Source organism: Nonomuraea sp. NPDC004186, assembly GCF_053603495.1.
On record NZ_JBSGFQ010000010.1, the window covers coordinates 77,180 to 90,978 of the forward strand.

The 13,799-nt window shown below is 72.8% G+C and carries 14 protein-coding genes; 5 read left to right on the forward strand and 9 right to left on the reverse strand.

Translation table 11 applies throughout. The annotated features are described in order from the left end of the window. Positions 1-85: 85 nt before the first annotated feature. From ACWEPL_RS10985 to ACWEPL_RS10995, 3 genes are read left to right on the forward strand one after another with little or no spacing between them, the layout of a single operon-like run. Entirely contained in the window at positions 86-982 is an 897-nt protein-coding gene (locus tag ACWEPL_RS10985; protein WP_452435937.1) for a sulfotransferase, read from the forward strand. Beyond that, a complete protein-coding gene (locus ACWEPL_RS10990; RefSeq protein ID WP_452435938.1) occupies positions 979-1,860 on the forward strand; it encodes a glycosyltransferase family 2 protein in 882 nt (293 codons plus the stop codon). Before ACWEPL_RS10985 ends, ACWEPL_RS10990 begins: the two co-directional genes overlap by 4 nt. Continuing rightward, positions 1,857-2,753 (forward strand): WecB/TagA/CpsF family glycosyltransferase, encoded by an 897-nt coding sequence (locus ACWEPL_RS10995; protein ID WP_452435939.1) that lies wholly within the window; start codon positions 1,857-1,859, stop codon positions 2,751-2,753. Before ACWEPL_RS10990 ends, ACWEPL_RS10995 begins: the two co-directional genes overlap by 4 nt. On the opposite strand, the gene ACWEPL_RS11000 is transcribed toward ACWEPL_RS10995, so the two are convergent. Genes ACWEPL_RS11000 through ACWEPL_RS11025 form a run of 6 tightly spaced genes read right to left on the reverse strand, consistent with a single transcriptional unit; the run spans position 2,743 to position 9,169 of the window. Then, complete coding sequence (locus tag ACWEPL_RS11000) at positions 2,743-3,627, reverse strand: sulfotransferase (protein ID WP_363970679.1); 885 nt, start codon at positions 3,625-3,627, stop codon at positions 2,743-2,745. The genes ACWEPL_RS10995 and ACWEPL_RS11000 overlap by 11 nt on opposite strands. After that, positions 3,624-4,889 (reverse strand): lipopolysaccharide biosynthesis protein, encoded by a 1,266-nt coding sequence (locus tag ACWEPL_RS11005; RefSeq protein WP_452435940.1) that lies wholly within the window; start codon positions 4,887-4,889, stop codon positions 3,624-3,626. The genes ACWEPL_RS11000 and ACWEPL_RS11005 overlap by 4 nt, the downstream gene beginning before the upstream one ends. Continuing rightward, positions 4,877-5,722: a sulfotransferase domain-containing protein gene (locus tag ACWEPL_RS11010; protein WP_452435983.1), complete on the reverse strand. Its 846-nt coding sequence runs from the start codon at positions 5,720-5,722 to the stop codon at positions 4,877-4,879. The genes ACWEPL_RS11005 and ACWEPL_RS11010 overlap by 13 nt, the downstream gene beginning before the upstream one ends. Positions 5,723-5,727: 5 nt before the next feature. Further along, on the reverse strand, positions 5,728-6,624 hold the full coding sequence (locus ACWEPL_RS11015) for a hypothetical protein (protein ID WP_452435941.1): 897 nt from the start codon (positions 6,622-6,624) through the stop codon (positions 5,728-5,730). Continuing rightward, the gene (locus ACWEPL_RS11020; RefSeq protein WP_452435942.1) at positions 6,621-7,901 is read right to left on the reverse strand and encodes a hypothetical protein; all 1,281 of its coding nucleotides are present in this window, start codon (positions 7,899-7,901) and stop codon (positions 6,621-6,623) included. Before ACWEPL_RS11020 ends, ACWEPL_RS11015 begins: the two co-directional genes overlap by 4 nt. Then, positions 7,898-9,169 (reverse strand): Wzz/FepE/Etk N-terminal domain-containing protein, encoded by a 1,272-nt coding sequence (locus tag ACWEPL_RS11025; protein WP_363970686.1) that lies wholly within the window; start codon positions 9,167-9,169, stop codon positions 7,898-7,900. Before ACWEPL_RS11025 ends, ACWEPL_RS11020 begins: the two co-directional genes overlap by 4 nt. Positions 9,170-9,492: 323 nt before the next feature. Here ACWEPL_RS11025 and ACWEPL_RS11030 point away from each other — a divergent pair, with 323 nt between their 5' ends. Continuing rightward, the gene (locus tag ACWEPL_RS11030; RefSeq protein ID WP_363971086.1) at positions 9,493-10,503 is read left to right on the forward strand and encodes a glycoside hydrolase family 26 protein; all 1,011 of its coding nucleotides are present in this window, start codon (positions 9,493-9,495) and stop codon (positions 10,501-10,503) included. On the opposite strand, the gene ACWEPL_RS11035 is transcribed toward ACWEPL_RS11030, so the two are convergent. The 3 genes from ACWEPL_RS11035 to ACWEPL_RS11045 all read right to left on the reverse strand — a co-directional run bounded on the left by ACWEPL_RS11035 (position 10,448) and on the right by ACWEPL_RS11045 (position 13,324). Continuing rightward, positions 10,448-11,323 (reverse strand): sulfite exporter TauE/SafE family protein, encoded by an 876-nt coding sequence (locus ACWEPL_RS11035; RefSeq protein ID WP_452435943.1) that lies wholly within the window; start codon positions 11,321-11,323, stop codon positions 10,448-10,450. The genes ACWEPL_RS11030 and ACWEPL_RS11035 overlap by 56 nt on opposite strands. After that, a complete protein-coding gene (gene cysC / locus ACWEPL_RS11040; protein ID WP_452435944.1) occupies positions 11,320-12,534 on the reverse strand; it encodes an adenylyl-sulfate kinase in 1,215 nt (404 codons plus the stop codon). The genes ACWEPL_RS11035 and cysC overlap by 4 nt, the downstream gene beginning before the upstream one ends. Before the next feature lie 70 nt (positions 12,535-12,604). Next, positions 12,605-13,324, reverse strand: a complete 720-nt coding sequence (locus ACWEPL_RS11045; RefSeq protein WP_363970692.1) for a class I SAM-dependent methyltransferase — start codon at positions 13,322-13,324, stop codon at positions 12,605-12,607. Between the two features lie 170 nt (positions 13,325-13,494). On the opposite strand from ACWEPL_RS11045, the gene ACWEPL_RS11050 reads away from it, so the two are divergent. Then, on the forward strand, positions 13,495-13,749 hold the full coding sequence (locus ACWEPL_RS11050; RefSeq protein ID WP_350725795.1) for a cupin domain-containing protein: 255 nt from the start codon (positions 13,495-13,497) through the stop codon (positions 13,747-13,749). Positions 13,750-13,799 lie beyond the last annotated feature (50 nt).

The following is a 13,799-nucleotide window of genomic DNA, read 5'->3' on the forward strand; positions in this document are numbered from 1 at the left end:
AGATCTTTCCGGGTTCTCCGACCCTCGGTTACTCTCCGCGATAGGGTCTTCGCGTTCCGTGTTCACGACGTGAAGGCCCTTTTTCGTGACCGACCGCGAAAGCACCACCCGGGTCATCTACCTGGGCGGCCTCGGGCGCAGTGGCACCACACTGCTCGAGCGGCTCCTGGGCGAGCTGCCGGGAGTGGTCGCGCTCGGTGAGGTCGTGCACCTCTGGGAGCGGAGCGTGCTCGCGGGGGAGCCGTGCGGGTGCGGTGTGGCCTTTCCTGACTGCCCCTTCTGGCGGCAGGTGGGGGAGCGGGCGTTCGGCGGATGGAGCCCGGCGCTGGCCGGGAAGGTCCTGACGCTGCGGAGCCGGGTCGACCGCACGCGCAGGATCGCGCGGATCGCGCATCCCGACCTGGCCGAGTACGTGCAGGCCTACCGGCTCCTGTACGAGGCCGCGGGCGCGCCGGTCGTGATCGACTCCAGCAAGCACGCGTCGCTGGCCTGCTGCCTGGTGGCCGCCGGGGTGGACGTACGGATCGTCCACGTGGTCAGGGACCCGCGCGCCGTCGCCCACTCCTGGGCCAGGACGGTGCGGCGCCCCGAGGACGGGCGGCCCATGACCCGGTGGCGGCCCGCCCACACGGCCGTCCACTGGACGGCCCAGAACGCCGCGCTGGAGCTCCTGCCGGGACGCGGGGCCCGCGTCACCAGGGTCCGCTACGAGGACCTCCTCGCCGCGCCCGGGCCCACGCTCAGCTCCCTGGCGCTCGGGCTCGGCCTGGCGGAGCCGGAGCTGCCGTTCCTGGACGGCCGCACGGCCTGGCTCGGGCCCTCCCACACCGCGTCCGGCAATCCGATGCGCTTCCACGTGGGGCGGATCGAGCTGCGCCGGGACGACGCGTGGGTGACGGGCCTGCAGGACGGCGACCGCCGGGTGGTCAACGCCCTCACGTGGCCGCTCAGGGCCCGCTACGGCTATCGGGGGTTCGCATGACTCCCTCCGTAGGCGTGGTGATCCCCACCCGGGGCGACCGCCCGGCGCAGTTGCGCGAGGCGGTGGAGTCGGCGCTGGCCCAGGACCACCCCGGGCGCCTGTCCGTGGTCGTGGTCGCCGACGGCGCCGCCCCTGAGGACATCGAGGTGCCGTCCTCTGTCCCGGTCCTGCCGAACACGCTCACCCCGGGCCTCCCCGGCGCCCGCAACACCGGCATCGCGGCCTGCGACACCGACCTCGTCGCCTTCTGCGACGACGACGACGTGTGGCTGCCCGGCAAGCTCGCCGCCCAGACGCGGGCGCTCGCCGAGCGCGGCGGCGAGTTCGCGAGCTGCGGCATCGAGGTGGAGTACGGGCACCGCCGCGTGGCCCGCCTGGCCGGCTGCGACACGGTGACGGCGCACGACCTGGTCCGCTCGCGCATGGTGATGGTGCACTCGTCGACGTTCCTGTTCGAGCGCGGCGCGCTGCGGGTGGACGAGAGCGCCCCGGGCGGCCAGAACGAGGACTGGGACCTGGCCCTGCGCGCCGCCGGACGCCGGCCGATCACCCATGTGGACCGCCCGCTCGTCCGGGTGCGCTGGGGTGGATCCCACTATGTCGCCCGATGGGCGGATCGCATTGCCGGGCTCGACTGGATGCTCGCCCGGCACCCCGAACTGGCCGTGGACCCGCGCGGCGCGGCACGGGTCTACGGCCAGCTGGCCTTCGGCCACGCGGCGCTCGGCCACCGCCGCGAGGCCGTCCGCTGGGCCGTGCGCGCCATGGGGGCCCGGGCCGGGGAGCCGCGCGCCCCGATCGCCCTGGCGGTGGCGGCCGGCCTCATCTCCGCGCCGGCGGTTCTTTCCGCACTTCACCGTAGGGGGCACGGCATTTGACTCGCACCGAGACCACCACCCCGCACGTCCCGCTCCAGCGCCTCCCCGAGGCCCTGTGCCAGGACGCCACCCCGTCTCCACCCACCCACCCCGGCGGACCGCCGCGCGCGCGGGCGGCGGCGTCCGTCCGCTGGTGGGATCGGGTTCGGTTGGGCGGGATCGGGGTGGACGCGCTCACCGAGGACGAGGTGGTCCGGTGGGTGGAGGCCGAGCTGGAGGCCGGCAGGGGCGGCCGGATCGTCACCCCGAACGTCGACATCTGCCGCGCCGCCGCCACCGACCCCGCACTCCGGGAGCTCGTGTGCACCGCCGAGCTGGTGGTGCCCGACGGGATGCCGCTGGTGTGGGCGGCCAGGCTGCTCGGCACCCCGGTGCCCGAGCGGGTCACGGGCGCGGACCTCATCTGGTCGCTCAGCAAGCTCGCCGCCCGCCGGGGCTGGCCCGTCTACCTGCTGGGCGGCCCTCCCGGCGTGGCGCGCAGGGCCGGCAAGGAGCTCACGAGCTGTCATCCCCGGCTGCAGGTGTGCGGGGTGCACGCGCCGCCGTACCACTTCGACACGACCCCCGAGGGGAGCGCGCGCGTCCGGAGGATGGTGGCCGCGGCCCGGCCGAGGGTGGTGTTCGTCGGGCTCGGGTTCCCCCGGCAGGACCGGCTCATCGCCGACCTGAGGGAGGAGCTGCCGGAGGCGTGGTTCGTGGGGTGCGGGGCGGCGATCGCGTTCGCCGCCGGCACGGTCTCCAGGGCGCCGCAATGGATGCGCAGGGCCGGGCTGGAGTGGGCGTACCGGCTGGGCTGCGAGCCGGGGCGGCTGGCGCGCCGCTATCTGGTCGACGACCTGCCGTTCGCGGTACGGCTGCTGGGAGGCAGCCTGGTCACCCGCCTCACGAGGTGAGGGCGCGGACCCGGGCCGCGTCCCGCGGGCTGAGCCCCCGGGCGGCGTCGTCGAGCGCGCGGCGGGAGTCCATGGGGCGGTAGGCCGTGCGGGACAGGCCCGACCAGGCGAACCCCGTGCCCGCCCCGGACGGGCCCGTGCAGGCCCGCGTGATGCGGCGTTCGGCCGCGGGCGTCCATGGCAGGCCGGCGTAGGCGTACAGGCCGCGGAAGCCGGTCAGCGGGTCGGCGGCCAGCGACTCGTACGAGGTGACGCGGACGCCGGGCGTGCGGTCCAGGATCGCGCGGGTCGCCCGCCACAGCGCGGCCGCCTTGGCGAGGCGGTCCTGGGAGCCGACGAGCGCGCGCAGCTCCAGCAGCTCGGGGTGGTCGCGGACCAGGAGCGGCTGTTCGAGCAGCTCGTGGAAGTAGACCGTCCAGCCGAGCCGCTGCCAGCTCGCCACGAACGACACCGGATCCCGCACCAGCGCGATCACCCGGCAGCCCAGGGAGGCGGCGAACCAGCCCGCGCTCAGTACCGCGAACGGGTCGTCCAGCAGCGCCCGGCGGCCCGTCAGGCGGCCGACGGCGAAGGCGGTGCCGTAGCGGAGCAGGCGGGCCAGGTCGTACGGGGAGCGGTTCGCGCGCAGCTCGGAGAGCCAGCGGTAGCGCAGGGCCACCGTGTCGCGGAAGGCGGGCAGCCAGTCGGCGGCGTTGTCGTCGCAGATGTACTGGAACCGGTGGGTCACGGTGGCCCTGAGCACCCCCGGGCAGCGGCCGGGCGGGTGCTGCGGGTTGAGCGGCTCGTTGACGTAGACCAGGTCGCCGCCGGCGGCGAGCATCTTGCCGGTCCAGCTCGTACCGCTCCTCGGCAACCCCGTCACCAGCACCGTCATACCGTCCTCCGGTGAAGGAGAGCGGGCAGGGTGTGGCGGCCGAAGGGGTGGAGGCCGTAGCGGCGGTGCAGTTGCCACAGCGGGAGGAGGTTCTTGACGAGCACGCCGCCCGACCAGCCGATGACCGCCCCGAACGCGCCGTGGACGGGGATCAGGGCCACGTCCAGCGCCACCGTGCAGGTGATCGCCGCCACCAGGTTGAGCAGGCTCGTGCCCGTGTGCCCGGCGGCCGTCAGCACGACGTCGACCATCCCGCAGGCCGTCGCCACCATCATCGTCCCCGCCAGCACGAGCGCCACCGGGACCGCGGACCCGTACGTGGGCCCGAAGAGCCGCAGCAGCCACGGCGCCAGCGCCGCGTACGCCAGCCACACCGGCCACGTCAGCAGCACCAGCCAGATCGTGGCGGTCTGGTACAGCTCACCGGCCCGCGCCCGCTCGCCGTCCGCGAGCGCGCTCACCAGCCGAGCCTGTACGGCCTGCGCCAGCCCCTGGCTCGCGAGCTGCCCGACCACCTTGAACCGGGTGGCGGCCGTGTAGACGGCGGCCTGCGCGGGCCCGCCGAGCAGCGCGACGACCACGATGTCCAGCCGCTGGAACACCGCCTGGATCGCCCCCGCGACCGACCGGGGGGCCGTGTGCCGCCACAGGTCGCGGGTCGTCCCCGGCAGGTACGGGCTCCGCGGCACCCGCCCCCGCAGCTCCGCCCAGGCGATGACCGCCACCAGCGCGTACGGCGCCCCCCACGCCACCGGCAGCCACGAGACCGCCCCCGCCAGCGCGGCGCAGGTGACCAGCGCGAGCTGCGAGAAGGGCACCAGCAGCCCGTCCACGAGCACGGTGGGCCGCATGGCCCCGAACCCCCGGGTGGCGGCCAGCAGCACGTCCCCCACCACCATGACGGGCAGGATCGCGGCGAGCGGTCCCAGCCGCGGGTAGAGCACGACCGCCGCGACGCAGGAGGCCACCACACAGGGCACGAGCGCCGCCCGGATATATCCGGATATGCCGAGATAGTCGTACGTCTTCGCCCGCGCGATGAAGAACACGAGCCCGTTCCCCGCGTCCAGCTTGGCGATCCCCGCCGCCATGAGGGCCATCGCGGTGACCGTGAAGAACGCCCCGGCGTCGGCCGGACTGAACGCCCTGGTCACGACCATCACGAGCACGAACTGCGCGACCGCCCCGCAGCCCGCCCCCAGCACGCCCGCGATCCCGCCACGCCGCAGCCGCCGGTCCGCGACCGCGGTCAGCGCCGCCACGAAGGCTCCCCGCTCAGCCACCGCACCAGCCGGGCGTCGTACGGCTCGAAGTGGTCGCGCAGCTCCCGCGCCAGCGCCCGCGGCACCGGCCGCGGCAGAGGGCGGCCGTTGTGCCGCTCGAACAGCGGATAACCGAGATGCGGCACGCCCAGGAACGCCAGCACCCGGTCGTACGCGGTCTCCGGCTCGGCGAAGAACCGATGGCTGTCGAGCACCAGGATCCGTTCGCGGCCGACCAGGGCCTCCAGCCGGTCGAGCTGGTCGGCGTAGCGCCCGCGGGCCACATAGGCGTGGTGGCGGTGGGAGTGGTGCAGGGAGAAGGGCGACTCGCGCAGCGCCTCCTCGGCCCCCGCCAGCCGCTCGGGCTCCAGCTCGATCGCGTGCTCGAGCAGCGACTCCGTCTCGTAGCCCCTGGCCAGCTCGTGGGCGTGGGCCGAGCAGGCGCGCTCGACCGGATCGCGTACCAGCACGATCAGCCGCACCTCGGGCAGGTCGGCTGCGATCCGCTCACCGGCCAGCGGATGGAACAGGTAATAGGGGGACGACTCGAACGCCAGCGCCCGCGAGCCGTACCGGTGCTCGACCAGCCCGGCGCTCATCCGCAGCGGGAAGTGCGCCTGGTACCAGTGCTGTCCCCGCGCGTAGCCGACGTCGAAGTAGTGCACCCCCTTGTGCAGCACCGGCTTGAGCAGCAGCGGATGCTGGGCCAGCGCCCGGTACAGCGAGGTGGTGCCGCACCGCTGCGCCCCCGCGATCAGGAACGACGGCAGCACCCGCACCCCCGACGTGATCCTCCCCGTGGCGCGTGACAGCGACAGCACCGACCGTTTCATGGTCTTCACGTGAGCAGCTCCTCGTGGTCGACGACCGGGTTGAGCCAGGTGTCCGGCGGCCCGAGCGGCGCGTGCCCGTCGGCGGCGTGCCGGTCGGCCAGCGTGATGAGATAGCGCAGCGCGGTCTGCCTGGCCACCACGGCCGACACCCCCAGGGGCGCCAGCTCGCGGAAGGCCCGCGCCACGCACGCCCGCGCCGCGACCCGCGGGGACATCCTGCGCAGGGCCCGCTGGAAGAAGTGGTGCACGGCGTCGAAGCCGTAGGGCACGCCGAGCTCGTACCGCTCCCAGTCCCACACCAGCAGCCGGCCGTCGGGGGACGGGCACATGTTCCACGGCGCGAGATCGCCGTGCCAGGCCGTGCGCGGCCCGCCGGTGGCCGCGATCTCCCTGACCGCGTCGAGCAGCAGTGGCCGCGACACCCGGCCGCGCCGCACCGGCAGCGGCGACAGCGCCAGCACCGCCAGCCCCCGCCAGCTGCCGTGGTGCAGCACGGCGGGCGGCACCACCGTGTCCAGCTCCAGGCCGGCCAGCCTGCGCAGGGCCGCCGCCTCGGCGGTGATCAGCGCGCGCGCCCGCGCGCTGTCGCCGATCTTCACGAACGCCAGCAGCCGCCCGCCCGAGCGGGCCTCCAGGACGGGCTTGCGGTTGGCCCGCGCGGCCGGCCGCACGTGCAGGACGGTCTCGACGGGCTGCCCGAAGACCTCGCCCAGGTACGTGGCGATGGACCCCTCACCCGGCACGACGACCGGGGACCAGGGATGCCACCAGCGGCGCGGCACCATGCGGCGGGGCACGGCGGGGTGCGGCAGCACGGTGTACGCCCGGGGCGACCCCGGCCCCGGATACAGCAGCCGCACGGTCTTCTCGAGATAGTCGAGCCGGATGGCGGCGTCGCTCACGTGACTTCCCCTCGGCTGTTGCGCCACAGCAGGGCGAAAGAGACGAGATAGAGGCTGAGCGGGGTGACCAGGCCGTCGTAGACGAACATGTAGAGCAGCACCAGCCCCATCACCAGCACCCCGGCCAGCCCGATCGGGCTGCGGTCGGCCCAGTGGCGCCGGATCGCGCCCGCGAAGAACGCCACGTAGAGCACGGCCCCGGTGAACCCCTGCGTGATGATCAGCAGCCAGAGCTGGCCGTCGCTGCCCAGCGGCGGGTGCCCGCAGCCCTCGCACCACTCGGTGCGGCCCGTGGTGATCGTGCGATGGTTGCCCGTGGCGTTGCGCGTGTTGCCGTACCCGATGAGCGGCGAGTGGCCGGCGGCCGCGACGGTGGCCGTCACGGTGAAGGCCCTGATGTCGTTGGAGTGCGGCCGGTCCAGTCGCTGCGCGACCAGCGGCGCGAGCGGGCTCAGCGCGAACGCCACCGCCGCCACCGCGACGGCCCCGCAGAGCGCTGCCCTGGTCCGGCCGCGCACCCGGACGATCAGGTACGCCACGGCCAGGCCGAGCCCGATCCACAGGCCGCGGTTGAGCGAGTAGACGACGGGGATGGCGGCCAGGGCGACCACGACGGCCACGAAGGCCTTCCGCCGCCGCCCCCCGTACACCCACCACCCGACCACGAACCACACCAGCAGCACCGACACGTTGCTGCCCCACGCGTTGGCCCACTCGAACGGCGCCTCGGGCCTGGGGGAGGCGAAGCCCAGCACCTTCTGCGTCTGGGCGGCGGTGGGGTGGATGAGGTTCTGCACGAACGAGTTGGAGGCCACCCAGTCGGGCAGCAGCAGCTCCACCGGCGAGGTGAACGCGAACGACGGGACGAACACGCCGAGCAGCCCGCCCGCGACCGTCGTGACGAACAGCACGCCGAGCATCCGCACCAGGCGCAGCTGCGGCAGCTCGCGCTCGGTGAGGTTGCCCAGGTAGAGCACCATGATCAGGATGGCGGTGTAGAGCGCCAGCCGCATGGCGTAGCCGACGATCCGGCCGGGCCCGATCTCGCCGTACGTGCCCGGTGGCATCTCCGACAGCATGAGCCCGCTCACCAGGTAGCCGGCGATCAGCAGCAGCCACAGCCCGAACCCGCGCGGCACCCTGATCGGCCGGCGCCGCCACAGGATCACCGCCATCGGCACCGCCATCACGATCACCGACAGCCCGCCGAACCCCAGCGCCCACCACACCGGATAGCCGACGAGCAGCGCCGCGATCGGCCACGCGGGCCCTCTCACGTCGGCTGGCCGGGGCGCCGCGGGTGCATGGGCATGGGGGTGGTCTCGCCCAGGTCCAGCTCGCCCGTGGCGACGAGCTTGCCGAGCGGGGTGTGCGTGCGCGGCTCCAGCAGCGGCACGAACGACGGCAGCGCGTCGGTCACCGTCACCACGCCGATGACGGGTACGTCGTGCCTGGCGAGCCGCCGTACGGCGGCCGCGACGTGGACCGAGGTGGCCCGGCCGAGCCCCACCAGCAGCAGTGCCGCGTCGGCCCTGGACAGGTCGCGTACGTCGCAGCCGTCGAGCACCGTCAGGGGGATGCTGACGGCCACCGGGTCGGCGGACTCCTCCAGGTCGGGCGGCAGGATCCGGACCAGCAGCCGCTTGCCGGGACACGCGGCCACCGCGGCGCAGGCCAGCTCGTGGGCCACGCCGGGCTCGCGCGGGCTCGACAGGTCGCCCAGCACGGGCAGGCCGGTCAGCCGTTCGACGTCGGCGACCGTGCGCAGCCGCCGGTCGAGCCGGTCACGGGCGTAGGCGGCGGCCGAGCCCGCGAGCAGGCCCGCCATGAGCCCGGTGCCGAGGTAGAGGGGCAGGCTGGGCGAGCTGGGCGCGGTCGGCGGGGCGGCCTGGCTGATGATCGTGCCGGGGGTCACCGCGACCGTCCTGAGCCCGTCGTACCTCAGCGCGAGCCCGGCGGCCTGCCGGTTGAGCACGCTCTCCCGCTGCGTGGCGATCGTGTGCTCGGGAGTGCCTTTGGACAACCCGGCGAGCTGCTTGATCACCGCGTCGAGCGCGGTGTTGACCTGCTTGAGCTTGCCCAGCACCACCTGCTGCTGGGCGGTCAGCGCGGCCAGCGCGCTCTCGCGGCGATTGGCCAGGTACGCCTGGGCGTACGCGCGGGACTGGGCCGCGGCGACGCCGGCGTCGGCGGCCGTCACCGAGATCCACAGCACCGCCGAGTTGGGCGGCACCGAGACCTCGACGGGCTCCGGGGTCTCGACCCGCAGCGTCCTGGCCGCCCGCGCCGCGACCACGGCGGACTGCGCGACCTGGGCCTCGGTGTCGAGGTTGAGCGCCTCGCGCTGGCGGCTGGTCACCTGGTTGGCCGGCTCCTGCGGGCCTACCGGCATGACGAGCACCTGCGTGGTCGCGGTGTAGGCGGACGGCGTGAGCCGCATGAGCGCGAGGCCGGCGGTGCCGCCGAACACGACGCAGCCCACCAGCAGCAACCATCGCCTGCGCAGCAGCGAGAGATGCTCGTCCAGGTCCGTGCCGGAGCTCATTGGGGAGGGTCTCCTGGAATTGCGTCGAGATGTGCGCCCACTATAGGGCGGACGATTATCAGCCAAGCCTAATACCCAAGATTTTCTGCAGAACGGCACAAGGTAAAGGCAGCTATAAAAGGAAATGTCCGGAAAATTCCTTGGGTCATATACCCATCGCGAGCTGCCGAGACACGGCACACTTGCTGAAGTTCCCGGAACGGCATGGCAAGGATCCGGTTTGATAGGCGGGGGTCGTTCGACGAGGGGGTTGAAAGGCTTTGCAGCTACGGGGAATTTCTCATAACACCACCAACGCGGCGCTTATTCTGGCCGTGATCGTGATGCTGTCCGCCTGTTCCACGGCGGAGGGCTCCAACGCGCGCGCGCCCGTGGCGATCAAGGAAGCCTCGGGCTCGCCCTCCTGCACGGCCACCTCCAGGCTCATCCCGTCCTGCGGCGCCTGGTGGGGCCTCGCGCCGGAGGTCTTCAGCGGCGCCCCGCTGGATCAGGCCCTGCACAGCGCCGAGTCGCGCATGGGCGCCGCCGCCGACGTGGTGCACGTCTACCACCGGGGCAGCGAGCTGTTCCCCACGCCCGCCGAGATCAGGCTGGCCCGCGACCCGGCCAGGCCCCGGCTGCTCATGGTCAACTGGAAGCCCTCGCTCGACCACACCTGGGCCGAGATCGCCGACGGGGCGCTCGACGCCCGGATCGACCGGCTGGCCGGATACCTCAGGCGCACCTTCCCCGAGCGGTTCTTCCTCACCCTCCACCACGAGCCGGAGAACGACGTGGACGAGTCGTCGGGCTCGGGCATGCAGGCCACCGACTACGCGGCCATGTTCCGGCACGTCGTGGCCAGGCTGCGGGCCGAGGGGGTGAAGAACGCCGTCATGGTCATGACGTACATGGGGGCGCCCAACTGGGCGGCCGAGCCGTGGTTCGAGGACCTCTACCCGGGTGACGACGTGGTCGACTGGGTGGCCATGGACCCGTACGCCGACGGCAAGGTCGAGGACTTCGAGGGGCTGGTGAACAAGACCCGCAAGGAATATCCGGACTGGCCGGGGTTCTACCGGTGGATGCAGGCCCGCTTCCCCGGCAAGCCGGTCATGGTGGCCGAGTGGGGGGTGTTCGAGCGGAGCGACGACCGGGGGTTCAAGCGGGCGTTCTACGAGTCGGTGCGGCGGCAGATCAAGCGATATCCGCAGATCAAGGCGCTGCTGTACTTCGACTCGCCGCAGGCGCCGCGCGGCGACACCAGCTTCGACACCGGCTCGGGGGCCGACCGGGCGTTCACCGAACTGGCTCGGGATCCTTACTTCCGCTCGACACCCGTCCCGAGGCCGTGATCCGCCACCCCACGACCGTGACCGCGGCGGCGGCGACGAGGGCGCAGACGGTGAGGGTGTTGCTCACGTTGAGCAGCTTGAGCGCGGAGGCGAGCAGGACGATGGCCAGCAGCGCCCGGATCAGGCCGCCGGGGGCGCGCGAGGAGATCCGGGCGCCGAGGTAGACGCCCGGGATCGAGCCGATGAGCAGCGACAGCGTGAGGTCCAGCTGGAAGTCGCCGAACAGCAGGTGCCCGAGCGCGGCGGAGGCCACCAGCGGCACGGCCTGGACGAGGTCCGTGCCGACGAGCTGGTTGGCCTTGAGCGCCGGGTAGAGGACGAGCAGGGCCACGATGATCAGCGATCCGGATCCGACGGAGGAGACTCCCACGACCAGTCCGCCCACCGTACCGACCAGTAGGGTCGGAATTGGGCGCACGACGATCTCATGGGCGCTCGACGTGCCTCCCCGCGCGCCGAGCCAGCTCTTGAGCGCCATGCCGGCCACGGCCAGCAGGAGCGCCACGCCGAGCGCGTACTTGACCGCGTCGGTGACCGCGAACGCGCGGGCCAGGAACACCCCGCAGAAGGCGGCCGGCACCGAGCCCGCGCACAGCCAGCCGACCAGGCGCAGATTGACCGTGCCCCGGCGCAGGTGCACGGCGCTGCCGACCGGCTTCATGACGGCCGAGGCGACCAGGTCGCTGGAGACCGCGGCCAGCGGCGAGACGTTGAAGAACAGCATCATCATCGGCGTCATGAGCGCCCCGCCGCCCATCCCGGTCAGCCCGACCACGATCGCGACGAAAAAGGACCCGAGGATCAGGGGGAAGTCGATCACCGAACCCAGCCTCCAGACCGCAGCGTCCCCAGGACCTGGGAGACGGCCGCGTCGATCGAAATGTGCGTGGTGTCGATCACCAGTTCGGCGTCGTCCGGCTCCTCGTAGGGGTCGGAGACGCCGGTGAACTCGGGGATGAGGCCGGCGCGCGCCTTGGCGTACAGGCCCTTGCGGTCGCGCCGCTCGCACTCCTCCAGCGGCGTCGCGACGTGCACGAGCAGGAAGTCGGCCCCGACCGACTCGACCATCTCGCGCACCTCCTCGCGGGTGGCCGCGTAGGGGGCGATGGGGGCGCAGATGGCCAGGCCGCCGTGGCGGGCGGTCTCGGCGGCGACGAAGCCGATGCGGCGGATGTTCAGGTCGCGGTCGGCCTTGGAGAACGTCAGGCCCTTGGACAGCAGGTGGCGTACGACGTCGCCATCGAGGTAGGTCACTGTGCGGCTGCCGAGCTCCAGCAGCGCGTCGCGCAGGCCGCGGGCGATCGTGGACTTGCCGGAGCCGGACAGGCCGGTGAAGAAGACCACGAGGCCGCGGCGGTGCGGCGGGCCCGGGATGTGCACGGGGTCGGGGCCGGCCAGGTGCTCGGCGGCGCCGTAGGCGGTGGCGACGTGCTCGCGCAGCTCCAGGTCGATCTCGGGCTCCTCGCGGGGCGCCAGGGGCACGGAGACGACCATCGTGTCCTCCGGCAGCTTCTCCTTGGCCCGGAGCGCGGCGCGTACGACCGCGGGGCCCGGCTCGCCGTACGAGAGGGGGAGCAGCATGATCAGCGCGTCGAGCTCCTTGGCGGTGGCGACGATCTCGGAGAGGTCGTCGAGGGGCCCCCGCATGCTGACGGCGAGCGCGGGACGCCCGCCGAGCTCCGCCCTGACCTCGGCCGGGGTGCGCCGCAGGCGCGCGAACGGGCCGTGTTCGGGCGTGCCGAGGCCCTTGACCGGCCCCGAGGTCAGTCCGTCGGGCTCCTGGGCGGCCACCGTGAGGGCGGCCAGCGGCAGGCCCTCGGGGTCGAGCAGCGTGACCTCGTCGCCGGGTGAGAGATCGGCGGACACGTGGAGCGTGACGGATGCGGGCCACGGCGTGCCGTCCGCGAGAGTGCCCCGCTCGTGCACCGCGTGCAGGTCATCGTGGCCCAGGAACCCGGTCAGCGGCTCGAAGGCGCCGGAGAGCAGCAGCTCGAGGTCGGCCAGCTCGCGCGCATCGGGGGTCCACTCCACGGCTCCAACATCCCAACTATTCCGATTGAATTGGTAGGGATGGAGTCTACCGATTGATGCAAGTGTGCCGCTAGAGGACCCGGGCGAAGTGGTGTTGCGGCTTCCTGATCACCATGGTGATCTCGTCATGGGTGGCAGGGTAGCGGCCGTTGCTCAGCTTGGAGGCCAGCGCGACCGCGGCGACGGTGAGCTTGCGCCGGCGGGCCGGGCCGCTGGTGTTGCGCTGGTCGTCGGTGATCATGAGGCCCCGGCTGAGGCAGAAGGCGTAGATGCCGTCGCTCGACGCCAGCGGCTCGTACACGCTGGGCAGCGGGCCCGGGGTGCCCGGCGTCACGAGCATGCGCCAGAACACGCGGCGCAGCAGCGACGGCGTGATCCGGTCGAGCAGCCCGTAGGCCGACTTGCGGTCGCGCATCCGCAGCAGCACCAGGCCGCCCGGGCGCAGGGACTGCAGCAGCCGGTCGAAGACGAGCTCCGAATGCTTGATGCGCTCCAGCAGGAAGGACAGCTGGATCACGTCGTACGACCTGGGCGGCAGCGGCACGGAGCGCAGGTCGCCCAGCGACCACGACACCAGGTCGGCCCGCTCCCCGAGCACCGCCCGGATGGCGGGGATCTCCTCGTCGGCCCCGGTGGCCCTGGTCTCGATCTCTTCCAGGTTGAGCGGTTCGTCGTGCGCGCAGCCGGCGACCAGCACGTCGAGCCGCCTGCCTGGCAGCCCGGACCAGTGCTCGCGGACCCGTTGACCGAAGACGTCGCCCCGCTGGGCGACCGATCGCACCTCAGACATGTCACCTACAGTAATCACTCGAACGGTTTCAGTGAGCCATTTCCTCGCTAGCATCCTTCCCCGTGAACGGCGAGGTTTACGTAGGAAATGCGGGCGTAGATGCGGCCATGGACCGGGGCTGGTTGCTGGGTCATTTCAAACCCCTCGGCGACCCAAGGCACAGTGACGACGTGGAGATCAAATGGGGGGTGCACGCGCCCGGTGAGGAGCGCGCGGAGTGGGTCAAGGGGGAGGCGCGCACGGCCCTGCTGGTCCTGATCAGCGGCCGGTTCCGGGTGGAGCTGCCGGGACGCAGCGTGCTGCTGGCCGAGCCGGGTGACTACGTGGTCTGGGGCAAGGGCGTCGACCATTCGTGGCGCGCGGAGGAGGCCTCGACCGTGCTCACCGTCCGCTGGCCGTCCGTGGCCGGTTACCGGGTCGGCTGAGCTGCGCCTGCGAGTACCCTTGGAGAGAACCCCCGCGACCTGACCCGGCC